This is a genomic window from Qipengyuania sp., from assembly GCF_042095715.1.
Lineage (GTDB): Bacteria > Pseudomonadota > Alphaproteobacteria > Sphingomonadales > Sphingomonadaceae > Qipengyuania.
Map to the genome: position 1 here is coordinate 1 of NZ_JBELMO010000043.1, position 22,744 is coordinate 22,744.

The following is a 22,744-nucleotide window of genomic DNA, read 5'->3' on the forward strand; positions in this document are numbered from 1 at the left end:
CCTCAGCCTGCGGGATGGTCGCAAGGGCAATGCCGCCTTCTGGGGATTGCTTGCCGCCAGCTTCCTGTTCGGAAGTCACCTATCCGATTTCGCCAACGGCGTGCTTGTCCTGGCGATGGTTGCGGTCGCGGGGGCCGGATGGCTCAGCCGCAGCGAACCGCCGACGACCTCCCCCAGCGAGCGGGTGGTGTTCTCCCAAAGATTTGGCAACCGGCTATTCCTCCCCGCGCTTGTCGTGCCGCTCACGGCCGTCGCCGGGACCTTGCTCTACAACTACACTCCGCTGGGGCAGACGGGCCTTTTCGAACCGCGGCGCGAAACCCTGCTGCTGTTCGGCATCGGCGTCCTGATCGCCCTGTTCGTGGCGATGATCTGGCTGAGGCCCCCTGCCCTCGCCCCTGCGGAAGAAGGGCGCCGATTGCTTGATTCGATCGGATGGGCGGCGATCCTTCCGCAGATGCTGGCGGCCCTCGGGGCGGTTTTCGCACTGGCGGGCGTCGGGGACATCATCGGGGGCGTGGCCGGTGCCGTCATCCCGGGCGGAAGCGTGCTGGCCACGGTCATCGTTTATGCGCTGGGCATGGCGCTGTTCACGATTATCATGGGCAACGCCTTTGCTGCCTTTCCGGTGATGGCGGCGGCCATCGGAATTCCGCTGCTGGTGGAACAATATGGAGGAAATGCGGCGGTCATCGGCGCGGTCGGCATGCTCGCGGGCTTCTGCGGGACACTGCTGACGCCCATGGCGGCCAACTTCAACATCGTGCCCGCTGCCCTGCTCGAATTGAAGGATCAGAACGGCGTGATCCGGCAACAGATCGGCACGGCGATCCCGCTGTGGGTCTGCAACGTAGCGATCATCTATGTCGGGGGTTTCCTGTTGTGGAGTTGAGCGAGGAGGTAGCCCGGGGCTTCGCCCGGATCGCGCTCGGTCATGTGGCGCGCGAATATCCGCACAAGCTGGACCATGCGATGGGCGCCGACGACGACGTTCTTCCCCCGCGCGTGCTGCATCCCGCCTTCTTCGGCAGCTACGACTGGCACAGCTGCGTACATGGCTGGTGGACGCTTCTCACCCTTCGTCGCCTTCATCCCGGAACCTCGGAAGCACGGCGGATCGGAGACCTGGCGGAGGAGACTTTCACGCCCGAAAAGCTCGCCACCGAACTGGCTTATCTCGAAAGGCCGCTGTCGCGCGGGTTCGAGCGGCCCTATGGCTGGGCTTGGCTGCTCTATCTTCATCTAGAAGCGGAGCGGCATCGGGATCGCGAATGGGCTGTACGCCTCGCCCCGCTGGCGAGCGCCTTCGCGACGCGGTTCAGGAGCTATCTCAAGGTGCTGACGTACCCGATCACGGTCGGCACGCATTTCAACACGCCCTTCGCGCTTGTGCTTGCGCGCGAATGGGCCGAGACGCACGACCCGGTCCTTCTGGCGACCATCGACGAGTGGGCGATGGCGGCCTTTTCGGCACGCCAGGACTATCGCGGTTGGGAACCCGGCGGCGACGAATTCCTTTCCCCCGTCCTCACCAGCGCCCATCTGATGAGCCGTGTCATGCCTTCGCTCGCCTTTGCGGGCTGGTTCGAAGAGCTGGTGCTGGCAAATGGCTGGCTGGAGCGCGAATGTCGCCCCGTCACAGTTTCGGATCGCAGCGACGGCAAGATCGCGCATCTCGACGGGCTCAACCTCAGCCGGGCCTGGTCCCTGCTATCGGTACGCGAAGTTCTGGGCGAGCACCCCGCTACCCCTCTCTTGAAGCGACGGGCTGAGGAGCATTTCGAGGCGAGCCTGCCGCATGTCAGCGGAGACTACATGGGCGAACACTGGCTTGCGAGCTTTGCACTGCTCGCGATGCTGGCCGCCCAGGACTTATGACGCGTCCGATCCGTCCCCGTCGTTCGGTTCGTCATCACCGGTAGCATTGTCGCCGGGCTGGGCCGCAACGGCGCCTCGCTCCAGGTCTTGATCGATGTCGTCGACCATGCCCTCGATCTTCTTCTGCGCGGTGTCGTACCGCTCGTCGAACGAGGGTTCCTGCCGGCAGGCCGAGAGCCCAAAGGCAAGGCAGGCGAGAGCCACCAGGGCGCCGCGCATCAGTAGTTCTTCCGATAGCGTACATTCACATTGGTCGTGCCCGAGCCGCCAGCCTGGCTGAGGATCGAGAGCGCAGGGGTCAGGCTGACCTCCAGCTGCGTGGCGGTGAACCCGCGCGCATCGGTGATGAATTCCACGTAGATGTCGTCGGTGATGTACTGGCCCACCGCCAGCGCCGTTCCACGCCCCTGGGTCTCGTCTCCGCCCAGGATACGCAGCCGGTCGATGCCGGCGGCGGAACGCAGCTTGCCCAGCGGGTTCAGACCACCACCCGACCCGCGCAGGGAGTTGAGCGAAGCCGCAAGCTGGACCGCCTGAAGCGTCGAGAGATTGCCGATCGAACTGCCGAACAGGATGCGCGAAAGGATTTCGTCCTGCGGCAGGCCGGGCACGCTGGAAAAGGCGATCTGCGGGTCCATTGCGCGGCCCGTCACATTCACGTTGACGGTCACATCCTCGATATCCTCGGTCGCAACCAGCGTGATGACCGGATCGATCGATGTCCCGCCGGTGAAGCGCACCCGCCCTTCGTTCAGTTCGAACGAACGGCCCGCAAAGCCTAGGGTCCCGCGAACGAGTTCGACGGCACCGGTGACCCGCGGATTGGCGCTCGTACCTCCAAGATTGAGATCGGCGCTCCACTCGCTCTCCAGCCCCATGCCGGAAACATAAAGCCGTTCCGGCGCTTCGAGCGCCACGTCCAGCCGCAGCAGATCCAACAGACCAGGCCCGGCTTCCGCGGGTTCGCTGCCGGTGATGCGTTGCGGCCCCTTGGGCGGCTTGAAGCGTACGCCGGTCAGCTCGGGCACCTGGGCCGAGCCCTGGCGAATGATCTCGTAACGCGTCTCCGGCAGCGTGAGACGCCCGGACAGAAGCGCGGTCTGCCCCGCCGCCTTGGTCAGCTTGAGCTCGCCGGTCGCCGTTGCCGCCAGCGCGTCGCTGCGCGCCAGCCGCGCATCGTCGAGCGTGACGGAAAAGTCCATGGGATAGCCCCGGTCCGATGCCAGGCTGACAAAGCCCTGCGCCGCGACTGTACCGTCGCCCGCTGTGGCGCGCATCTGCTCCAGCTCGAAGCGATCCCCGGTAAAGCGGCCGCGCAACGCCATGTTCGAAAGGCGCGTGCCGTAGGTCTGGTTTTCATAGGTCAGGTCGCTGGCGCGCACGATGCCGGCGAGTTCGGGGCTCTGAACCCGACCGGAAAAGTCCGCAGCGACACCGATCGGCCCAGAAAGGCGTTGATCGGGCTGACCGGCGAAAGAGAACAGCGTGTCCGCCGGGCCATTATAGCGAATTCCCCCACCAAGCGGCGCCGACAGCATCCGGGTGGTCCAGCTTCCGGACCCTGGAGGCAGCGGCCGCAAGGATGCGACGACACGCCCAATGACTGTGCCGCGACGGCGCATGACCGCCCGGGCTTCGCCGCCGTCGGCCAGGAGCTTGCCTACGAAGTTGATGTCGATCGGCTGGCTGACCGACACCGCAGTGGTCCGCGTGAAGTCATCGATGCGCAGGCGTGCATCCGCTTTCGGAAATGCGTTGGGCGTGGCCTGTTCGAAATCCAGGCTGCCGCTGGCCCGCCCGCCGACACCCAGCCCCGGTACGAAGGAGTTGAACAACGCAAGATCAACGGTGTCGAGCCGGCTTTGCAGCTTCAGTCCCTCGCCGTATTTACCGGCGAGCCGGATATTCCCCTGTCCGAAATCGATCCTCGTAGGGAGCAACTCGTAAGAGCCATTGCCGGGGATGATGCGTGCGGGGCTGGTGGTCCGGAAGTCGATCCCGCGCACGCGGCCCTTGAGCGCCGCCCGCCAAAGGTCGGGTTCCAGTTCGGCGTTCGCGGCCACGCGGAAAGGCACACCGCTGACCCCCTCGGCCAGGATGCGCGCCTGCCCGCGACCGTTACGGTAATCGATCTTGGCGCGTGCCGCTGTCAGGTTGAGGCCGCCCACCCTCGTCTGCGAAAGTTGCGCATCGGCGACGACATAAGGCGTGTCGTACAGGACCACGCGCGCATCGACGATGGCCGATCCGATCGCAAGCTGCGCGGGACCGGGCAGAACCGTATCGCGTGCGCGCAGATTGATCAGCGCCTCCTGATAGCGCCCCTCGGCATCCAGGCGAACCACGCCGCCCAGACCACGCCCGTTCGCCGTCAGTCGGCCCGCGAATGGGCCGGCAGCCGTCTGCCGCAGCGAGCCGGCAAAATCGATTCCGGCCAAATTGGCGCTCTGGATATCCAGTGTCAGCTGCCGACCGGTGCCGAGGATTACGTCGGCAGTCAGCGGGCCGTAATCGGTGTCGGCAGTGGCATCGAGGCGATAGCCGCCCCGCGCGCCATTGATGTTGGCGCGCAGATTGGCGAGGCCGATACCGAAATCGGGGCGCTCCGCCGTAATGGTGGCACGCGGGTTGGCGATGGTCCCAGCCAGACGTACGCCGACCGCTCCATATTGATCGGTCACCCCATCGGCATTGAAGGAAATCGCGCCGCTGGGAGAATAGCTTCCCGCACCGCGCGTAATCCGCACCGCCGGCGATGTCAGGCGCAGGTTCGTGAAGCGCGCGACCCCGTCTCCGCCATAGCGCACATCAGCCGAAGCGACGAGATTGCCGCCGAGGAAGTCGCGCACGCTCTCGTTGAAGAGAGCCCGCGAACGCGCCCGCACCCGCCCGGCAAGGGCATAGCCGGAGCCCTCAGTCCGGAGATCGACATCGGTGGTGATATCGAACACGCCGACGCTTTCCACCCGGTAATTGTCGATCCGCCCGTCGATCGCGCCGGTGTAGAGCCCACTGGACATGTCGGCGAGCAGGATGACGCGGGCATCGATCCGGTCGGAGCGCACGCGCATGTTATCCGAAAGGATGCGCGGCCCATCGATCGCCACATCGCCGTCCAGCCGGACATTGGCGAGCGTGCCGCCTGCCACCGTGTCCAACCCGGTAATACGGGCGGCACGGGCCTGAACAGGAATGAGGATCCGATCCGCATTCACCGTGGCGGCACCGCTGGCGGTGAACCCCGTCAGACCCATGTCGTTCATGACCAGGCGACTGGCGCTGAGGTCGTATTGCACTTCGGGCGTTGCGAAGGCGCCATTGAGGGCCAGTTCGCCGCGGATGCCGCTGCCCGACAGGTTCTCTGCGAGCGCGGACGGTTTCAGCAGGATGAAGTCCAGCTTCAGATCCTGGAATGCGCTTTCGCCCAGATCGATCAGGCCATCCGTGTCGAGCCGGAACGCGTCGCTGGACAGACCACCGGACAGATCGACGCGCCGGTCGGCCAGCGCACCGGTCAGATCGACATTGAGGATCGGCCCGAGCAGAGCCGCGGTCGGCCCTTCAAACAGGCGCGCCACACGGGTCGGGCCGCGCAGGGTGAAGGTGCCGTCCCGCGCGCCGAGGGCAAGCCGCGCGAACTCCGATCCCGCCAGATTGGCATCGAACCGCCCGTTCCAATTATTCCAGTCCCCCTTGCCGCTCAGCTGAACACGCAAAGGGTCGGTCAGTCCGGCCAGCGCTGCGATCACGCCGCCCTCGGGTGCGTTGAGATCGAGATCGAGATCGAGGCGGTTTTCTTCCGGCACCGCATCGAGTTTCAGCGCGATACGGTCGCCGCCCGCGCGATCGCGTCCTTCGATCGTACGCCCGTCGAGCGAGACCTGCGCCCGCCCGTCCGCGATATGCGCCGCCCCCGCAAGGGCAGCGACCCTGCGCTCGCCGCTGACGGGTGCTTCCGCCACGAAGCGATCGATGCGCAACTGCCCGATATCGATATCGAGATCCGGCAACAGCGGGTCGTTCGACGGTGGCGTTTCGTTGAATTCTGGCAAGCGCAGCAATGTCATTCGCTCGGCGGTGAGCGAACGGACGTCGACGTGATTGCGGATGAAGGCGAAGGGACGCCAGTCGACACGCATCTCGGGCGAACTGAGGAACACGCCCTTGGGGTCGGAGACCGTGAAATCGTGCAGGACCATTTCGCCATAGAGCGAACCTTCGATCCGGCCGATGCCGATCTCCATGCCGGTTTCAAATTCCAGCCCCTCGATCTGGTTGACCACGAAACGCCGGCCCGGCCCGGTATTAAGCAACAGCAAGGCTGCGGCGATGATGGCGACCAGAGCCGCCAGTCCGATCCCGACCCATTTCGCCACGGTGCGGCCACGATGGCTGGGCTCTGCGCTTTCGGTCTCCGGCTCCTCGCCCGCCGTCTCCACGGTGCCGTCCTCAGCCATCAGAACGCCTGCCCGATGGACACGTAGACGGAGAAATTGCTCTCACCCGGACGACGATCGAGCGGCATGGCCACATCCAGCCTCAGGGGCCCGAAGTTGGTGTAGTACCGCCCGCCTATCCCCGCGCCGAAGCGAATGTCGGAGAAGGTCGGCAGCGTATCCTCGTAAACCTGCCCGGCATCGACGAAGCCGACGACGCCGAAATTGCCGAAGCGATAGCGGACCTCGGCTGCGGCCTCGTTCAGGCTGCGCCCGCCGACGGGCCGGAAGTAGGTCGGATCGTCTTCCTCTTCCGGGTCGGAGGGATCGAAGTCCGGATTGGGCAATTCGACCCGCGGCCCCAGTTCCTGATAGCCGAACCCGCGTACCGAACCGCCCCCGCCGGCATAGAACCGCCGCGACGGCGCGATGTCGGATCGCTCTGCGCCCTGGATGGTCCCGACCCTCACACGCCCGGCCAGAACGATGGCATCGGTCACCGGGTAATAGGCCGAACCATCGATGCGGGCACGGACGTAAGGCGTAAATCCGCCCTCCAGTGAGCCCTCAGGCTCGATGAGAGCGGTAACGCGAAAGCCCTCGGTCGCGTTCAGCAAGCTGTCGGTGCGATCGATGCCGATCTGGCCGGTGAGCCCGGCGATGAAGAACGTCCGGCGTTCCAGCTCGCCGATGTCAAAGTTGTAGTCCTGTTCATTGGTCCCAATCAGCCGGGCACCATAGGCATAGGTCAACGGCTTCTGCCAGATCGGCGTGGAATCATAGCTGATCAGGGCGGAAAGCTGCCCCGTGAACGCCTCGAAGGCGTCGTAATCGGAATGGAACGCGTCGGCCCGAAGCTGGAATGTCCGATCGCGCCGACCGGCGTTGGAGCGGCGGAACGTCAATCCCGCCCCTTGTTCCTGCGTTCCCGCCACGGCGTTCGCGATCAGGGCGCCTTCGGGCGGGAACAGGTTGCGGTGCGTCCAGCTGCCCTCCACGCGGAAGCCCTGCCCCGTCCCATAGCCTGCGCTGCCGGCAATCGTACGCGGCGGGCCAGCTTCCTGTTCGACCAGGATCGTGGCGTATTCGGTCCCGTCACCGGCGTCCTGCCCGCTCCTTTGCGGGACCACAGAGACGGTGTTGAACAGCCCGGTCGCCACCAACGCCTGGCGCAAGTCGTCCACGTCGCGGCTGTCGTAGAGTTCGCCCCGTTCGAAGCGCGCCAGAACTTCGACATGCTCGGCATCGAAGACGAGATCGCCGGTCGTTTCGATTCCGCCGAAGCGGGAGCGCGGCCCGGTATCGACGGGCAGCGTGTACACGCCGTCGCCGGTATCCTGATCGAGCAGTATGTCGCGCTGACCCACGGTCGCGAAGGGATATCCGTTCTCGGGCAAGCGAACCGCGACATTGGCCTCCGCCCCCTGGACCCGCTCCGCCACGATCGGCTCGCCAACTTCCAGCGCCAGATTGCTTGAGATCAGGTCGGCGGGTTCGGTCGGCTCGGCATCGATCACGATGTCGGAGAACACGAAGCGCTGACCGGGCACCACATCGAGAACGGCGGTAAGCGGCTGGCCATTGGCCTCCTCGGACCGGTCCACCCGCGTAGCGACGCTCGCCTCGTACCAGCCTTCTGAGGCCAGAATCCGCTTCAGCAGCGCGCTATCCTCGGTCAGCCGCGCGGAAACCTGGGCGACGTTGGCCGCAACCTCGTTACCATCGCGCAGCGCCGAAAGGTCGTCGAACATATCGGCGAGGTTGGTCTCGGTCTCTTCGTCGGCAGCGGTCAGCCCGTTGACCTGCACATCGTAAGCGACCTCGACCAGTTCCTCGTCGGTGGCATCCTCTGCGAACTGCACGGGTTGCACCTCGAAGGTCTCGAGCGGGGGCAGCGGAGCGACCAGCTCGGCGTCCCGGATCGGCGCGTCGCCGATCTCCTCTACCGCATCGCCATCGGACAGGGCAGGATCTCCCAACGGCGCCTCCGCGCCTTCGACAGGCTCGGCATCGGCCTGTTCCGAGGCGATCCGCCGTTCGAACGCCTCTATCGATTCGAGCGGTCCCTGCAGCTCTTCGTCCGTGGCGGGATCGAGTTCCGGAACCGTCTCGTCGAATTCCTCGTCGCTGATGATCGGCTCGACCTCCGGCAAAGCGACATCGGGCGGCGGTGCGGGCACGGCGAGCGCCGGCTCGGCCTGTTCCTTCGCCGTTTCGTCAGGGGCGGTCTGGGCGGCGAGGCCGGTGCTTGCGAAGGCAACGGACAGTGCGGTGCCCGCGCGCAGCGCACGTAAAGCCACGGCACCAATGTCCACCTTGTCCGTTCTCAGTAAAAGCGAACCCATTAACCATTCCAAAGGAAGCCGGTTTGGCCCCTATCCCAAGCAAGTCCGAAGCGAAAGAGACCCAACAGGGAAATTATCCCGGTAATTCCGAAGCAAGCGAACGTCCATCCTCAAAAGATGCGCCGGGGGCAACGGCCACTTCCCCGCTGCAGATGCCCTGGCCGGCATGGCGGATGATCCTCAAGCGGGTTTACACCATGTGGGGGTTCCACAATCTGTCCCTGGTCGGGGCGGGTGTCGCGTTCTTCACCTTTCTCGCGCTGACGCCCCTGCTGGCTGCGACGGTCATGATCTATGGCCTCGTCGGGAATGTGGAGATGGTCCAGCGTCAGATCCGCTCGCTCACGACGGTTCTTCCCGCCGAAGCCAGAACCCTGCTCCAGGAGCAGCTCATATCCGCCATCACGACGAATGCCGGCGTCACCGGTTTCGCTTTGGTGATCGCGCTGCTGTTCGCCGTCTATGGCGGAATGCGGGCGGCCAACGGGCTGGTATCGGCCCTCAACATCATCAATGAGGAGCATGAAACGCGCGGCATCGTTCCGCTGACGCTGCGGGTTGCCGCGCTGACGCTGGCGGGCATCTTCATCGCCTTGGTCGGGATCGCCAGCGCCGGGTCCTTCGCCTGGCTTCAGACCCACGCGGAAAACTTGCTCGGCGCGGGGCTCGAACTGGTGTTCAAGATCGCGGCATGGGTCGTGGCCATCACGCTCGGGACTGCGGGCTTCGCGCTGATCATGCGTTACGGGCCGGACCGCAGCCCAGCGCGGTGGCGGTGGCTTGCGCCTGGCGCCCTGCTCGCGACCCTGCTGTGGATCGCGATCAGCTTCGGCTTCGCGCTCTATGTCGCCTATGTAAGCGACTACAACGCCACCTACGGTTCGCTTTCTGCCATCGTGGTGTTCCTGATGTGGCTCTTCCTCAGCGCCTATGGCGTGCTGGCCGGCGCCCTGTTCAATGCCGAGATCGAGCGGCAGACCACGGTCGATTCCACGACCGGTCCGCCGCAACCCGCAGGATCGCGCGGGGCCGTTCTTGCGGATGTCGCGGAAGGCGATTTGTCGATCGCACAATGGCTCGAGAAGAGCCAGCGCCGCGCCGCATCCCGCCAGATGCGGAAGATGTCGAAGACTGGCGAAGAAGAAGCCGCGCCGACGGATGACAACGCGGCCGCGAGCGAGGTTGATGCCAACCCCTATAATGCAGACAAGGATCACACAAAGGTTACGCCATAGCCTGACCACCAGCGTGCATGACGGGAAAAAGGATCGCCACGCCGAGATCCTTCATACCTGACGGCGCACCCCCCCGATAGATCGGCGCCGATTCGTCTGACGGCGAATGGCGCGCCCGGCAGGACTTGAACCTGCGACCACACGCTTAGAAGGCGCGTGCTCTATCCAGCTGAGCTACGGGCGCGTCGCGACCGCCCATAGCGCGCTTTGCGGCGCTGCCAAACACCTCTAGAACGCGCAAACCATGGATAACCCCGCCCTCGTCCGCGAAAGCTCCGCAGCGCCAGGGCTGCACTTCAAATATTACGACCTGGTGATGGCTGCCTTCGTCACCATCCTGCTGCTGTCCAATCTGATCGGCGCGTCCAAGCCCAGCTACGTCACCCTGCCCGGCGGGGGCCAATGGTCGTTCGGTGCCGGCGTGCTGTTCTTCCCCGTCAGCTATATCATCGGCGACGTGCTGACGGAGGTGTATGGCTATGCCCGTGCACGCCGGGTGATCTGGACCGGTTTTGCGGCGCTACTGTTCATGGCCTTCATGGCTTGGGCGGTCGTCAGCCTGCCCGCGGCGGCGGGCTGGGACGGGCAGGCCGCTTACGAGAAAGTGTTCGGCAACACCTGGCGCATCGTCGCCGCGTCCATGATCGCGTTCTGGGTGGGCGAATTCGCCAACAGCTATGTCCTTGCGCGCATGAAGGTGTGGACCGGCGGAAAGCATCTGTGGACCCGCACCATCGGCTCCACGATTGTGGGGCAGGGGCTGGACAGCCTGATCTTCTATCCACTGGCGTTCTACGGCATCGCCGGATGGCCGCCCGAACTGCTCTGGCAGGTGGTGCTGTCGCAATGGGCGATCAAGACGGCGTGGGAAGCGATCCTGACGCCGCTTACCTATGTGGTGATCGGAAGGCTGAAACGCGCCGAGGGGGTGGAACTGTTCGACACGGAAACGGATTTTTCCCCCTTCGCACGCTCGCGCTAGGAAAAAAGGGCCGGGGCTTTCGACCCGGCCCTGCATCATCTTACGAAGCTTGCCCTTAGAACCTGAACCCGGCACCGATGCCGTAGCGGCGGGGATCGAGGGTGAAGATGTTGGTGAAGTTGCCCGACGACGCGTCGGTCACGTAAAGGCCCGTCACGGAATCCCGATCGAACATGTTCTGCACGAAGGCACGCACGAACCATCGGTCGTCCGAACCGTTCAGCTGGATCTGCGCATTCGCCTGAACGAAGGGTTCGATCCGGTTGACGTTGCCGTTGAAGACATTGCCGAACTGTTCCCCGGTATAGGCCAGGTCGAAGCGCGGAACCAGCGTCATGCCATTGGCGAAATCGGCGGTATACTGGACGCCGACCGAGGCCTTGGTCGTGGGGGCCTGTGGCAGCTTGTTGCCCCGGAGATTAACCTCCACGCCGGGGCTCAGCACATTAACCCCGCCAAACAGCGCGCCGACCGTGGGGGCCTGGGCGGCCAGAACCGAGCAGATGCTGAAGGCACCGGTCGATGCAATGCCGCTGTCCGATGGGAAGGCGGTGGGCCCGCGCAGGCCGAGCGAGCCGTTGATCGCGCCGACGAACAGATTGGCTCCGGCCCCCGTCACAGCGCAGAGCGAGGCGTTGGACAGATCCTTGATGATGACCGCGTTGGGATCGCCGCCCCCCGGATCACGCGGGTTGGAGAAGAACTGGTCCCCGGCCACTTCCGCATTCAGGTAGCTGAAGTTCATGTTGAACAGCCAGCTGGGATCGGGCCGGATGATCGCTTCCAGTTCGGCGCCCCAGATGTTGGCATTGATCGTGTCGTTGACCGAGGTCCGCGCCACGATACGGCTTAGCTGGAGGCTGTCGTATTTGTAGTAGAACGCCGTCGCGTTGAGCTGCAGCATCCCGTTGGCGATGGTGTTCTTGCTGCCGATCTCGAACGCGTCGATATGTTCGGGATCGAAATTCTCCGGCACCGCGAAGACGGGCGACAGGGGCGGATTGATGCCCCCCGATTTGTATCCGCGAGAATAGGACGCATAGATCAGATTGTCCGGGGTGATGCGGAAATCGGCGACTGCGCGGCCGGTGACCGCATCGAAGCCTACGCTACGAACCTGGAAGGCCTCGCACCCCGGCACCGAACCCACCGCGCCCGCCGGGCTACCGGGTGGGCAAGGTGTCGCGGAATCCGCATCGAACCGCGCGCCGAGGGGTGTCGCGTCGAAGGGATCCCCGGTTCCGCCGAACGGGGCGAGGACATTGGCGAAGGAGGTGCGCGCCGTTACCTCTTTCTCGTCATTGTTGTAACGCACACCCAGCGTCAGCTTGAAGCGATCGAACACATCGACATAAGCTTCGCCGAAGATGCCATAGCTTTTCAGCGAAAAGTCGGCGGTGTTGTTGCGATACATCGAGGTCGCCAGATAACTCGGCGGCGCGCCGGCGGCAAAGGCAGAGAACGTCCCCAGTATGGCGGCGGCGTAATCCAGCCCGAAAGCATTCACGTAATAGCTGTTTTCCGAGACATCGGTGCGGGCGTAGATTCCCCCGACGAGGAAATTGAACATGCCGTCGAAATCGCTGCTGACGATTGCCTCCGCTGACCACGCGGTCTGATACTGAACCGAGCGGTCGAAGGTCAGAGGCACGTCGGAACAGATCGAATTGCCCTCGAACGCGCCGAGGTTGCCGTTATCGTTATCCGACGTGCACAGGACGCCGCCCGGCCCGTTCGGAGTCAACGCCGCGGCGATCGGACGGAAATAGGCTGAGGAGCCGGGAATAAACGCGGGCGAGGCAACCCCGGTGGGTAGTCCGTTGGCCGCAAAGAACGCCAGTGTGCCCAGCGGTGCTGCATAACCCGACCGTGACAGCACGCCGAGATTGTAATCCTGGCGCGAATCGACGGTGGTTTCCTGATAGATCCCCGTCAGCGACAGGTTGAGCGAACCGAGACCCTGGTCGAGATGGCCCTGCAACTGAAGTTCGTCGGCGAAATATTCGGGCTGGAATGCGGTGCGGACCTTCCGGACGTCGTTCGGCTCGATGAAGCTGGAATAGCCGTCGCCATCGTTTGAATAGACGCTGCCCAGGGCAAGCGCCGTCGGAATGCCCTGTATGGCGAACAATTCACGCGAGCTCAGGACGGACGCCAGCGTGGAATCAGCGTTGGTCTTGGCGAAATCCCGGCGGCTGGCGAGGCAGCCCAGGACCCCGGTCGGATCACGCTGGCAAAGCTGCTTCTGGATGCGGAGCCGATCATCCCTTTCGTGGAAATAAAAGCCCATCAGGTCGATGGTGGTATCGAGCCCGGGTTCCCACCTGAACGAACCGCGTACCGCGTACATGTCACGCCCATCTAGGGTGGATCCATCGTACAGGTTCTCAGTGAACCCATCGCGATTGAGATAGAAACCCGCCACGCGGGCGCCCATCGTTTCGCCCAGCGGGATATTGACCATTCCCTTGGCCTTGATGCTGTCGAAATTGCCGTTCTCGACTTCGCCCGCGGCTTCGAAGCCTGAAAGGTTGGGCTTGGCGGTGACAATGTTGACCACGCCGGAAGTTGCGTTGCGGCCAAACAGCGTGCCCTGCGGACCACGCAGCACCTCGATCCGTTCGAGATCGAAATATTCGGTTTCGAACAGGCGCGTGCCGAACAACGGCGAACCGTTGATGTGAATGGCGGTGGCACTGTCGCAGGTGACGCCCACGCATAAATCGCCGATGCCGCGAATGGTGAAGCTCGCGCTGGTGAAGTTGCCCTTCGTGAAAGACACGTTGGGCAGCGTGAGTTGCAGGTCGCTGGCGTTTTCGATCTGCTGGGATTCGAGCGCCGCGGCATCGAAGGCGCTGACCGCGATCGGTACGGACTGCAGACTTTCGGAGCGGCGCTGCGCGGTGACCACGATCGTGTCAGGGTTGGTTGTGGCGGTGGGGCTTTCGGTAGTACTTTGTGCCAGTGCCGGAACGGCAATCGCTGTGGCGCACACGCCAGCCAGCAGGGTCGTAATCGCCCTCATACTCTCTCTCCCATGATCGGCCACGTTATTCGCGGCTCGAGCCAGGGAAGGTATCACGAATGAGCGGGGCTGCAAGCGGCGGCGCTATCCGGTCACGGAATGGCACACCCTGAGCACCGCAGATCAGCCCAGCAGCGCGGCACTTTCGGCGATATGCGCGATGCCGCGATTGCCGTTCTCGTCGCGACCAAGCTGCACCAGAACGTCGATGACACTGGCAGCATAGGCGATTGTGTCGGCCCGGGTCAGGCCGATACCGGTCTGCATCACCATCAGCGACAGCTGCTCCAGCGCGCCCCGCAGGCTGTTGGCGTGGATGGTGGAAAAGCTGCCCGGGTGGCCGGTGTTGATCGCTCTCAAGAAGCTGACGCTTTCCGCACCGCGCAGTTCGCCCAGCACGATACGATCCGGCCTGAGGCGCAGGGCAGCCTGCAGCAGTTCATTGGCGGTCACCTTGGCTTCGCCCAGCTCGCCCTTCACCGCGACCAGGCCGACGCCGTTTTCACCCGGCAGCTTGAGTTCGGGCGTATCTTCCACCAGCACCACGCGTTCGTGCCGGGGAATTTCGCCGAGCATGGCGTTGAGGAAGGTGGTCTTGCCGGTGCTGGTGCCACCCGAGATCAGGATCGTGCGCCGCTGGCGTATCGCTTCGCGCAGGAAGGCCACCGGGGTTTCCTGCGGATCTGGCAGATCGCCGAACGAGGGCGGCTTAAGGGGTCCGGTATCATAGGCATCGAGCGGCAGGTCGAGCCGGCGGTGGCGGCGGATCGCCATCGCCCAATGCTTTCGCGCGGCGGGCGGTCCGCAGAACTGCACGCGCGCGCCATCGGGCAGGGTGGCGCCCAACAGCGGGTGTTCGCGGTTGATGCCCTGATGACTTACGCGCGCGACCTGTTCGGCCAGGCGCTGGATCAACCGGTCGTCGATGTCGGCGCGCATGATCTTCTGCATGCCGGGGTGGGCGGCATCTTCCACCCATACCTCGCCCGGTCGATTGACGATGATCTCAGTCACGGTGTCGCGCTGCAACCACTCCGCGAACGGGGCCAGGTAGGCCTCCAGATAGACGCTGCGCTCGCCCTGCAGGTCGACGGCGGGCGCGTCTTCGTCCGGCCTGTCGTCGGGCAGGAAGGGGTGGATGTCGGCGGTCACTGGCGGTCAGAAGCTCGGATCAGCTGACCTGCGAGAAATCGAGATCGCGCGCGGTGAAGATGCGGATCGGCTCGCCCTGGCGCACGCGCACCGTGGGGCCGACCTTGCTGTCTTCCTGGGCAGCAACCGCGGCGGCCGACTGGCTCGCCCCGCCCAGCACCACGCTGGCGCCGCCCGAAACCAGACCGCCCAGCCCGCCGACGACAGACAACAACATGGCAGAGCCGAATCGCTTGAAGAAGCTGTTGCCCGAAACCTTGCCCGCAAGGCCCGTGGTGCCGTCGAAACCGATGGCGGGCGACGCGAGATTGACCGATGCGCCATCGGGACGGATCAGCCGCGTCCAGATGACATAGGCGCGCTTCTGCCCGCCCTGCAGGCCCGACTGGTACTGGCCGATCAGGCGGCTGGAACGTGGCACCAGAACCTTGCTGCCGTCGAAGCTGCGAACGTCCTGGCTCACGACCGCGCGCACGTAACCCGGCACATTGGTATCGATGGCGGTTTCCAGAACCGCCGGGATCAATGTGCCCTGCGTCACCGTGGTGGCCGGATTGGTCATAGCCTTCGCCTGCGCCGCAGCACCGCCCACGCCGCCGATACGGCTGGCGAAATCGTTGGCGGAATTTCCGCTCGGTGCGGGACCGCCGACGGCAGGTTCACCGGGGGCGGCAACGGCCGCCGTGGCGGGCGCGCCGCCCGCGTCGAAGACGACGGTGGGGCTGCTATAGGGATTGGCGGTGGCGCTCGGCATCATGTCCGGGCTCGGCGGCCCGGCATAGATCGGCGCGGGTGCCGGGTCCGCCGTCGCCATTGGCATCGAAGGCGGGGGGGGAGCAATGCCTGGCTGCGGCATCGTGGAAGGTGGCAACGCCTCGAAAGGGGGCTGCACAGCGGGATTTCCGATTGCCTCCGGCGTCGGCTTTTCGGTCCGCGCAGCGTTCATGCTCCACAAGGTGACCAGACCAAGCCCGGCCACGATAGCGATGCCGGCAACCATCCCAAGGCCATCGGCCTTGCCCTTTTTCCCCGCGACCGCGGGATAGGCATTGCGGCTGGCCAGATCGATGACATCGAGATTGTCCGCATCTTCACGCGGATCGACATCGTTGGCGACGCCCGTGTGGACATCCTTGGCGGGCAGTTTCATCGCGAGACGCATGGGTTTATCTCCGGTCCTGCTGGGCCAGCGCAGTATCGGCGCGGGCCTGGCTGGGTGCTTGTGAACGGGGCCGTTCCGGCCCGGTGTTGACCATCGTCGCCATGTCCTTGCCGGACCTCAGCACGATCTGGCGGGGCACACCATCGACCACGATGGTATTGCCGCGCACGCTGAAATTGACGGGCCCTTCGGTGCCCTTGGAATCGGTAATCAGGATCGCGGGAACCGTGCGGCCTTCGGGCCAGGTCAGGAACACCGCCTCGCCATCGTCGAACACGTTTTCGGGCAGCAGGCCGGCATCGCCGGTCTTGTTCCAGGCGAAGTTCAGTTCGGCCGGATCGAGAACTGCAAGGTCGTCGCTGGCCGCCGCGTCCTCGATCGGAGTGGTCTGCTGCCTCGCCTGCGCCAACTGCGCCGCAGCCTTGGCGGCTTCTTCCTTGGGATAGGTGAAGCTCATGACATAGAGCGGCTTGGCCGTGGGGCTGGCGACCAGGTCGAACAGATAGGTGCGCTTGTTGGTGACCACGGTCATATTGGTCTTCGCGCGCTCTTCCAGCGGCTTCACGAACAACAGGTTCGCGCGCTTGTTCGGCGTGATCTGCCAGGCGTTGGAATCGCCGACCGCGACGTTCTCGATCGCCTCGTCCTCGGCAAAACGGATGGTGGCCTGGACCTTGGGGCGGCCCTCGATACGGAAAACGTTCGCTTCGTCATAGGTCACTTCGACCAGGCGCGCGTCTTCGGCGTGGAGGGGGGCGGCAATCGGCATGGCCATGACGGCCATTGCCAGTGCGGCGGCGGACGAACGTATCATGCTTGCTTCTCCGTGATGCGCGCACCGGATGCCTTGGCGGGCGAGCGGAACCGACTCCCCACCCCCTGCGTGCGCGACGGACCTGTGTTGAGCGGTTGCATCTGACCATTGCCTGAAGAGGACTGGATCACCGTGGTGCGCGATCCGCTGGACGCGGCGGAGCGGCCGGCCCCCCCGTCGTTCGCCACGGCACCGACCGGTTGTGCGGAAATATCGATCCGGCGAGCGGCGGCCATGCCCTGGCTTGCCTCCTGCGCCTGTGTAAGCTGAGGCTGCATAGCGGGCGCGGCGGGCGGCACCGCGGACATGCCCCGGTCCCTGTCGCGCTCCGGAATGGCAAGACCGAACACGGTCCAGCCCGACACCATCGTGCCCGCAACCTTGATGACCATCACCATCAGCGCGACATGCACCGCGCCGATCATGAAAAAGCCCATGGCCGCCTGCGGATCGACCTGACCGGGCGTCGCCACCAGAGCCGAAAGGATCGGAACCGCCAGTTCGAGCATCACACTGCCGCCCAGCACGGCGAAGAGCGGTGCGAGGGCCAGCATGGTCAGGCCCTTGACCCACCCCGCGAACAGCCCGCGCGTGCCGTTGAACAGCGCCAGCACGACAAAAATCGGGCCGAGCGCGATCAGCACCGCCAGCGCGATCCGCGCGGTCACCAGGATGCCGACCGTGCCCAGCAACAAGAGGATCGCTCCCAGCCACATCATGCCCGGGCCCGAGAACGCGGAGATGTCCTGCTGCCCCTGGCTGGCTTCCTGAACGGCCTTGAACACGATATCGATCTTCGCGGCGAAGGTTTGTGTCGCGGAACCCTTGTCGCCAGTGAGAACCCCCGCGATCCAGTCGGGCGATGCCACCGCCAGGTTCCACACCACGCTCTGATAGGCGACCCAGCTTGTGGCAAAAGTCAGGACCAGACCGACCGTGATCATGCGCGGCGTGAGAGATTTGATGCCGAGACTGGCGCGGCCGGTGAGCAGCTGGAGCGCGAAGAAAGCGACATACAGCGTCAGCAGGATCGTAAGCACGGTCGCCATCGATCCGCCGGGCGCGAATAGGCGACCGAAGGCTTGGCCGGTCACATTGCCGGCCACGCAATCCACCGCTTGCAACGCGGCGGCGATGCCCGATGCGACGCCGTCCGCGGCGGCCTGGCAGTTCTGCGGGTTCATTCTGCTGCCATCCTGGCGATGTCGTCATCGCTCCCGGAATCATTGGCGCCGCCCGGCCACGCCGAGCCGGTGAGCGTGGGATACCAGTCGGCCGGCGCATCGCCCACCGCTTCGCGCAGCAGATCGAGCCGGCGCACGGCACTTTCGCGGCCCGACAGGATCGTCAGCACCTCGGGCGCGCCCGACAGGTCTAGGCGAACCACCACGCTGGCATCCGGCTGGCGCACCAGGAAGCAGCGGCTGTGTGCCGGAAGCGTGCGGATCAGCGCCAGTTCGTGGCTGGTGAGGCCGAAGCCGTCGCAGTAATCTTCTGCCCGGGCGCGGCTGTTGGGCATGAACACCATCGTCGCGGTCTGTTCGACAAGCGCGGTGGAAATGCGGCTGTCGAGCGCATCGCGCGCGCTCTGCGTCGCGAAGCCGACCAGCGCGTTGCGCTTGCGCAGCGTCTTCAGCCAGTCGCGGATGCGCGCGGCGAAGATCTCGTCGTCCAGTGCCTTCCAGCCCTCGTCGATCAGGATCATCGTCGGCTTGCCGTCCAGCCGCTCGTCGACGCGGTGGAACAGATACATCATGGTCGGCGTGCGCAGTCGCGGATTTTCCAGCAGCGCGGTCATGTCGAAGCCCAGCACGCGGGCTCGCATGTCCAGCCGGTCATCGGCGTTGTCGAACAGCCAGGCATGCTCGCCATGGCCGATCCAGGCGGCCAGTCGATCGGCCAGATCGCCCGGTTGCGGGCGCCGCGTGCCGGACAGAAGCTCGCGAAAATTGCGCAGGCGGCGCAGGGTCGGGTCGTTGCCGTATGCCGCGTCGACCGCGCCAGCGATGGTCGCCTCTTCCTCCGGCCCTTCGGCCTTCAGCAGCACGCCCAGCCATTCGCGCAGGAATGCGCGGTTGCCCGGCGTATCGGACAGCGACAGCGGGTTGAAACCGGTCGGCTCGCCCGAACGGATCGCGTCATAGCGTCCGCCGATGCCGCGAATGAACAGTTCCGCCCCGCGATCCTTGTCGAACAGGATCGTGCGCGGGCTGAACTTCTGCGCCTGCGCGGCGAGGAAGTTCATGACCACGGTCTTGCCCGAGCCCGAAGGCCCGATGACCGAGAAATTACCCAGATCGCCGTGATGGAAATTGAAGAAGAACGGCGTCGCGCTGGTGGTCTGCAGCAGCGTGACCGCATCCCCCCAGTGATTGTTCGCGGCGCTGCCCAGCGCAAAGCCATGCAGCGAGCCGAAGCTGGCCATGTTGGCGGTGGAGATGAGCGCCCGGCGGACCAGATAGCCTTCGTTGCCCGGGAACTGGCCCCAGAAGGCGGGTTCCAGATTGGTGTCCTCGCGCACGGCGATCGCGCCGGTGTCGCTGATCGCGGCGGCGCAGGCGGCGGTGGCATCGTCTAGGCGGGCAAGATCGCGTTCGCGCACCATCACCGTCAGGTGGTGATCGCCGAATGCGACCGCGCCATTGCCCAGCGCATCGCGCGCGGCCAGCATGTCGGCGCGTTCGGCGGCGGCTTCCTCGTCCGCCGATTTCAGGCGGCGGATGGCCAGATCCATGCGTTCACGCGCGGTCTGGCGCTCGGTCGGCGCATAGCTCTCGCATACGACCATCTCGTATGGCAGGCGCAGGAGCGGGTCGAGCAGGCCTGGGCTGGTCGCCTCGGGATAGTCTTTCAGACCGAGAAGCGAACAGAACTCCGGCGCACCAGAGCCGCGCTGCTCGATGGCGTCGATCCCGAACGACACGCGCCGGTAGGGGAGCAGATTGCCGATATCGATATTGTCGGCCGGGCGCCGCACGGGCCGCATCTCGCCGTTGTAGAGCGCCGAGAGAAGTTCCAGGATCTCGTTGTTGGTGTGGCCCTGTGGCCCGACGTAATCGCCCAGCAGCTGCGCGCCGTAGTTCGAGAGGGATGCAAGCAGCCCCGTGGCCGCCGCCTTGAGCGAGCGCACGTCCTTGGGATCGGCCTCGACCGCCCCCTTCTTGCGGCGGGTCGTCTTCTGGACACGCTCCACCAGACCAGCCTTGCCACGCGCGGGCCGCCGGATGAGCGTGACGAACTGGTCGTTCACGAACAGCGATCCCGAGCCCAGTCGTTCTTGCCAGCGTGCATCGATATGGCGGCTTACCGGATCCGGAAACGAGGCATCGAGTTCGACTTCAACCCGGCGGCGCACGACGTGATGATAAAGGACAAAACGCGCGTCCAGCGTAGACCGCAGCATCACCTCGCGGGTGGCGGCGTGCGAATTCAGCGCATCGGAATCCTCGGTCTCGAACAGGAGGCCGGGGACCTGCAATGCGGTCATGACGCTGCCATCGCGCAGCAGCACGGTGCTTTCGTCCAGCAGCCGTGCGTAAGGCAGCCGGTCGCCCGCGCGCGCTTCCTTCGCGCCCCAGGCCGCAGCTCCTTTCCACTTGCTCATGCTCGGACCATTCCCTTTCCAAACCCGGTCGCGAAGGACCGTCTAGGCGGCATAACTGTTGCAGCCCCAGTGCTTGTAGTTCTTCACCCGCGGGCACTTCGAAACCTTGGTCATCCACAGATCGAAGATGCGCGGTTCGCGCAGACAGGCGAAATAGCCGATCGCATGGATCAGCAACGCCGCCGGCAGGGCCCAGAAGCTTCCCGTGATCAGGAACAGTTCGGTGGTGACCATGCCGTTGATGATGAAATAGTTGTAGGTCACGCCCGCGAACATCTGCGGGCGCGTAAGAGCGCGGTGGACACGATGGCGGCTAAGCTGAGTCATGCGCCCTCCCCCCTCAGGCCCCGGCGGCCTGCTGGATGCCGGCCACGATCGATGCCGCGCCGAACAGGATGAATACACCGATGATCACGGTCGCGCCGAAGCGCCAGTTGAGGCGGCCGGTCAGCATCATGAAGCCCACGGCGGCCACGGCCATCACCGCCACGGCGGTGGCGACATTGCCCAGCAGCGTGCCTTGGAGCCAGCCGACCGCGGCCACGATCGGCCCCGAACCGGCCGGATCGGCCTGGGCGAAGGCCGCGGTGGGCGACAACAGGGCGGCAAGTGCAGTCAGGCGAGAAAGCGAACGCATAGAACTGGTCTACTCCCGGGAGTGATTGGAAAGGCGGCCCATGATGGCCGCGACATAGCCTTGGGTTTCGCGGATGCGCGGGACGCCGCCGGCCTTGATGACCCGGCCCGGCCCCGCATTGTAAGCGGCAAGCGCCTTCTCGACATTGCCGTCGAAGCGGTCGAGCTGCTCTCGAAGATAGCGCGCCCCGCCTTCCAGATTGGCGAAGGGGTCGCTGGCATCGACGCCCAGATCGCGGGCCGTGCCCGGCATGAGCTGGGCAAGGCCGCGTGCGCCCACAGGGGACACCGCGCCGGCATTCCAGCGGCTCTCCTGCCAGACCAGCGCCTCTATAAGTGCGGGGCTGAGATCGAACCGCGCGGACAATTCGGCGACCTTCTTGCGGAAAGCGGCTGGCACGCCGCCGCCCGTCACGCCCGGATCGGCCACGATGTGATCGGGTACGATCAAAGATTCGGGAACCGGAAGCGTGGCTGTGGCTTCCACCATATCGACGGCGGACGCGGACATGGCGGGAGCGCCGGCGACCCAGCGGGGGCCGTCGCTACCGATTTCCAGCACGTCGGCCGAGGCCGGCACCGCGATCAGCGCCAGGCCAAGGGCCGCAGCCGCACGCAAACATGCGGAAAGAATCATGGGCGCCCTCCGATAAGGTCCAGTGGCGCTTATACATTACACAAGGGTGACAATATGGTTAACCCCGCCCTTCCGGAGCGCCCCAAAACAATCGGCCTGCCGCTCCAAAAGAGCGACAGGCCGTATAGATCAGCGCGGGTTTGCGCTCTTTTCGTCTAACGGCTCGCGAATTTGGTGCGGAATTCGCCGGCATCCAGCATCGCCAATGCCCGGCTGGCGAGTTCGCGCGCATCGACCCAGGCACCGTCCACCGTTTCCAGTTCCACCACTTCGCGGCTTTCCGCCACGGCGCTGAACATCTGGCGGGCGCGTTCCATATCGCCGTCGCGCGCATAAGCGACGCCAAGATTGATCAGGCGGGCCGGGTTGTCGGCATCCAGGTTCGAATTCGCGGTGATCGACGCGATGGCAGCCTGGTTGCGACCGGCGACCAGCTCCTCATACGCCACGTCCTGAACCGGTTGGGCAGTTGCCGCGGCTGCGGCGGCCGTAAGAATGAAAAGCATCTCCAAGAATCTCCCTAAACCTGGCGAACCTCAGTCTTACTCCGAATTGCCGGGAAATGCAACAATTCTGTCATATTGCAACATTTCTGTCATTTCGCGCTTGCGAAGCCCGAGCTTAAGGGGCGCGGCGGAATTGTTTCCTTTCAATGTTTTATCGATTTTCGAAGGCACTTTGCGGGCCCGCCGGGCGCTTTCTTTCGCGCTGTAAAGAAACCGTCACCGTGCGTCTCAAACTGTCATTGAACGGGCCTAGCTGGCGATTCGCGCGCTCATCGCGCTTCCTTTTGAATCGGTTTTATGAGGGGACCGTCGCTCGTGAAAAATTTCCATCG

17 protein-coding genes and 1 tRNA gene are annotated in these 22,744 nt (G+C 64.8%); 4 read left to right on the forward strand and 14 right to left on the reverse strand.

The window, feature by feature from the left end; all coding sequences use genetic code 11:
* Window positions 1-892, forward strand: an 892-nt coding sequence (locus ACFDTG_RS10750) for a DUF979 domain-containing protein (protein WP_375291040.1), incomplete at its 5' end; no start/stop codon positions are given.
* Window positions 883-1,878: a DUF2891 domain-containing protein gene (locus ACFDTG_RS10755; RefSeq protein ID WP_375291041.1), complete on the forward strand. Its 996-nt coding sequence runs from the start codon at window positions 883-885 to the stop codon at window positions 1,876-1,878. The genes ACFDTG_RS10750 and ACFDTG_RS10755, both read left to right, overlap by 10 nt.
* On the opposite strand, the gene ACFDTG_RS10760 is transcribed toward ACFDTG_RS10755, so the two are convergent.
* The 3 genes from ACFDTG_RS10760 to ACFDTG_RS10770 are packed head-to-tail and all read right to left on the reverse strand — an operon-like array spanning window position 1,873 to window position 8,659.
* The gene (locus tag ACFDTG_RS10760) at window positions 1,873-2,097 is read right to left on the reverse strand and encodes a hypothetical protein (RefSeq protein ID WP_375291042.1); all 225 of its coding nucleotides are present in this window, start codon (window positions 2,095-2,097) and stop codon (window positions 1,873-1,875) included. The genes ACFDTG_RS10755 and ACFDTG_RS10760 overlap by 6 nt on opposite strands.
* On the reverse strand, window positions 2,097-6,335 hold the full coding sequence (locus ACFDTG_RS10765; RefSeq protein WP_375291043.1) for a translocation/assembly module TamB domain-containing protein: 4,239 nt from the start codon (window positions 6,333-6,335) through the stop codon (window positions 2,097-2,099). Before ACFDTG_RS10765 ends, ACFDTG_RS10760 begins: the two co-directional genes overlap by 1 nt.
* The gene (locus ACFDTG_RS10770; RefSeq protein WP_375291044.1) at window positions 6,335-8,659 is read right to left on the reverse strand and encodes an autotransporter assembly complex family protein; all 2,325 of its coding nucleotides are present in this window, start codon (window positions 8,657-8,659) and stop codon (window positions 6,335-6,337) included. Before ACFDTG_RS10770 ends, ACFDTG_RS10765 begins: the two co-directional genes overlap by 1 nt.
* 152 nt (window positions 8,660-8,811) lie before the next feature.
* Between ACFDTG_RS10770 and ACFDTG_RS10775 the strand changes: the two genes are divergently transcribed.
* Window positions 8,812-9,894: a YihY/virulence factor BrkB family protein gene (locus ACFDTG_RS10775; protein WP_375291045.1), complete on the forward strand. Its 1,083-nt coding sequence runs from the start codon at window positions 8,812-8,814 to the stop codon at window positions 9,892-9,894.
* Between the two features lie 107 nt (window positions 9,895-10,001).
* Here the strand turns inward: ACFDTG_RS10775 and ACFDTG_RS10780 are convergent.
* Window positions 10,002-10,078: transfer RNA gene (locus tag ACFDTG_RS10780), tRNA-Arg, on the reverse strand.
* A 60-nt stretch (window positions 10,079-10,138) separates the two neighbouring features.
* Between ACFDTG_RS10780 and ACFDTG_RS10785 the strand changes: the two genes are divergently transcribed.
* Window positions 10,139-10,876, forward strand: a complete 738-nt coding sequence (locus ACFDTG_RS10785) for a queuosine precursor transporter (RefSeq protein WP_375291046.1) — start codon at window positions 10,139-10,141, stop codon at window positions 10,874-10,876.
* Between the two features lie 55 nt (window positions 10,877-10,931).
* Here the strand turns inward: ACFDTG_RS10785 and ACFDTG_RS10790 are convergent, their stop codons facing one another.
* The 10 genes from ACFDTG_RS10790 to ACFDTG_RS10835 form a co-directional block, all read right to left on the reverse strand.
* Complete coding sequence (locus tag ACFDTG_RS10790; RefSeq protein WP_375291047.1) at window positions 10,932-13,901, reverse strand: TonB-dependent receptor; 2,970 nt, start codon at window positions 13,899-13,901, stop codon at window positions 10,932-10,934.
* 123 nt (window positions 13,902-14,024) lie between these two features.
* Complete coding sequence (gene virB11 / locus ACFDTG_RS10795; protein ID WP_375291048.1) at window positions 14,025-15,053, reverse strand: P-type DNA transfer ATPase VirB11; 1,029 nt, start codon at window positions 15,051-15,053, stop codon at window positions 14,025-14,027.
* 19 nt (window positions 15,054-15,072) lie between these two features.
* The gene (locus ACFDTG_RS10800; RefSeq protein ID WP_375291049.1) at window positions 15,073-16,215 is read right to left on the reverse strand and encodes a TrbI/VirB10 family protein; all 1,143 of its coding nucleotides are present in this window, start codon (window positions 16,213-16,215) and stop codon (window positions 15,073-15,075) included.
* A 4-nt stretch (window positions 16,216-16,219) separates the two neighbouring features.
* The gene (locus tag ACFDTG_RS10805) at window positions 16,220-17,029 is read right to left on the reverse strand and encodes a TrbG/VirB9 family P-type conjugative transfer protein (RefSeq protein WP_375291050.1); all 810 of its coding nucleotides are present in this window, start codon (window positions 17,027-17,029) and stop codon (window positions 16,220-16,222) included.
* Window positions 17,026-18,213, reverse strand: coding sequence for a type IV secretion system protein (locus ACFDTG_RS10810; RefSeq protein WP_375291051.1), 1,188 nt, complete (start codon window positions 18,211-18,213; stop codon window positions 17,026-17,028). Before ACFDTG_RS10810 ends, ACFDTG_RS10805 begins: the two co-directional genes overlap by 4 nt.
* Window positions 18,210-20,633 (reverse strand): VirB4 family type IV secretion/conjugal transfer ATPase, encoded by a 2,424-nt coding sequence (locus ACFDTG_RS10815; protein WP_375291052.1) that lies wholly within the window; start codon window positions 20,631-20,633, stop codon window positions 18,210-18,212. The genes ACFDTG_RS10810 and ACFDTG_RS10815 overlap by 4 nt, the downstream gene beginning before the upstream one ends.
* 42 nt (window positions 20,634-20,675) lie before the next feature.
* On the reverse strand, window positions 20,676-20,960 hold the full coding sequence (locus ACFDTG_RS10820; protein WP_375291053.1) for a type IV secretion system protein VirB3: 285 nt from the start codon (window positions 20,958-20,960) through the stop codon (window positions 20,676-20,678).
* A gap of 13 nt (window positions 20,961-20,973) precedes the next feature.
* Entirely contained in the window at window positions 20,974-21,270 is a 297-nt protein-coding gene (locus ACFDTG_RS10825) for a TrbC/VirB2 family protein (RefSeq protein ID WP_375291054.1), read from the reverse strand.
* 9 nt (window positions 21,271-21,279) lie between these two features.
* Window positions 21,280-21,906, reverse strand: a complete 627-nt coding sequence (locus ACFDTG_RS10830) for a lytic transglycosylase domain-containing protein (protein WP_375291055.1) — start codon at window positions 21,904-21,906, stop codon at window positions 21,280-21,282.
* A gap of 155 nt (window positions 21,907-22,061) precedes the next feature.
* Window positions 22,062-22,412, reverse strand: coding sequence for a hypothetical protein (locus tag ACFDTG_RS10835; RefSeq protein WP_375291056.1), 351 nt, complete (start codon window positions 22,410-22,412; stop codon window positions 22,062-22,064).
* Between the last annotated feature and the right edge of the window lie 332 nt (window positions 22,413-22,744).

Coding starts and splice junctions, on each gene's coding strand:
- ACFDTG_RS10760 (WP_375291042.1), bottom strand. CDS start 2,097: ATGCGCGGCGCCCTGGTGGCTCTCGCCTGCCTTGCCTTTGGGCTCTCG.
- ACFDTG_RS10820 (WP_375291053.1), bottom strand. CDS start 20,960: ATGACTCAGCTTAGCCGCCATCGTGTCCACCGCGCTCTTACGCGCCCG.
- ACFDTG_RS10810 (WP_375291051.1), bottom strand. CDS start 18,213: ATGAACCCGCAGAACTGCCAGGCCGCCGCGGACGGCGTCGCATCGGGC.
- ACFDTG_RS10800 (WP_375291049.1), bottom strand. CDS start 16,215: ATGCGTCTCGCGATGAAACTGCCCGCCAAGGATGTCCACACGGGCGTC.
- ACFDTG_RS10805 (WP_375291050.1), bottom strand. CDS start 17,029: ATGATACGTTCGTCCGCCGCCGCACTGGCAATGGCCGTCATGGCCATG.
- ACFDTG_RS10765 (WP_375291043.1), bottom strand. CDS start 6,335: ATGGCTGAGGACGGCACCGTGGAGACGGCGGGCGAGGAGCCGGAGACC.
- ACFDTG_RS10770 (WP_375291044.1), bottom strand. CDS start 8,659: ATGGGTTCGCTTTTACTGAGAACGGACAAGGTGGACATTGGTGCCGTG.
- ACFDTG_RS10830 (WP_375291055.1), bottom strand. CDS start 21,906: ATGATTCTTTCCGCATGTTTGCGTGCGGCTGCGGCCCTTGGCCTGGCG.
- ACFDTG_RS10825 (WP_375291054.1), bottom strand. CDS start 21,270: ATGCGTTCGCTTTCTCGCCTGACTGCACTTGCCGCCCTGTTGTCGCCC.
- ACFDTG_RS10835 (WP_375291056.1), bottom strand. CDS start 22,412: ATGCTTTTCATTCTTACGGCCGCCGCAGCCGCGGCAACTGCCCAACCG.
- ACFDTG_RS10790 (WP_375291047.1), bottom strand. CDS start 13,901: ATGAGGGCGATTACGACCCTGCTGGCTGGCGTGTGCGCCACAGCGATT.
- ACFDTG_RS10775 (WP_375291045.1), top strand. CDS start 8,812: ATGCCCTGGCCGGCATGGCGGATGATCCTCAAGCGGGTTTACACCATG.
- ACFDTG_RS10815 (WP_375291052.1), bottom strand. CDS start 20,633: ATGAGCAAGTGGAAAGGAGCTGCGGCCTGGGGCGCGAAGGAAGCGCGC.
- ACFDTG_RS10785 (WP_375291046.1), top strand. CDS start 10,139: ATGGATAACCCCGCCCTCGTCCGCGAAAGCTCCGCAGCGCCAGGGCTG.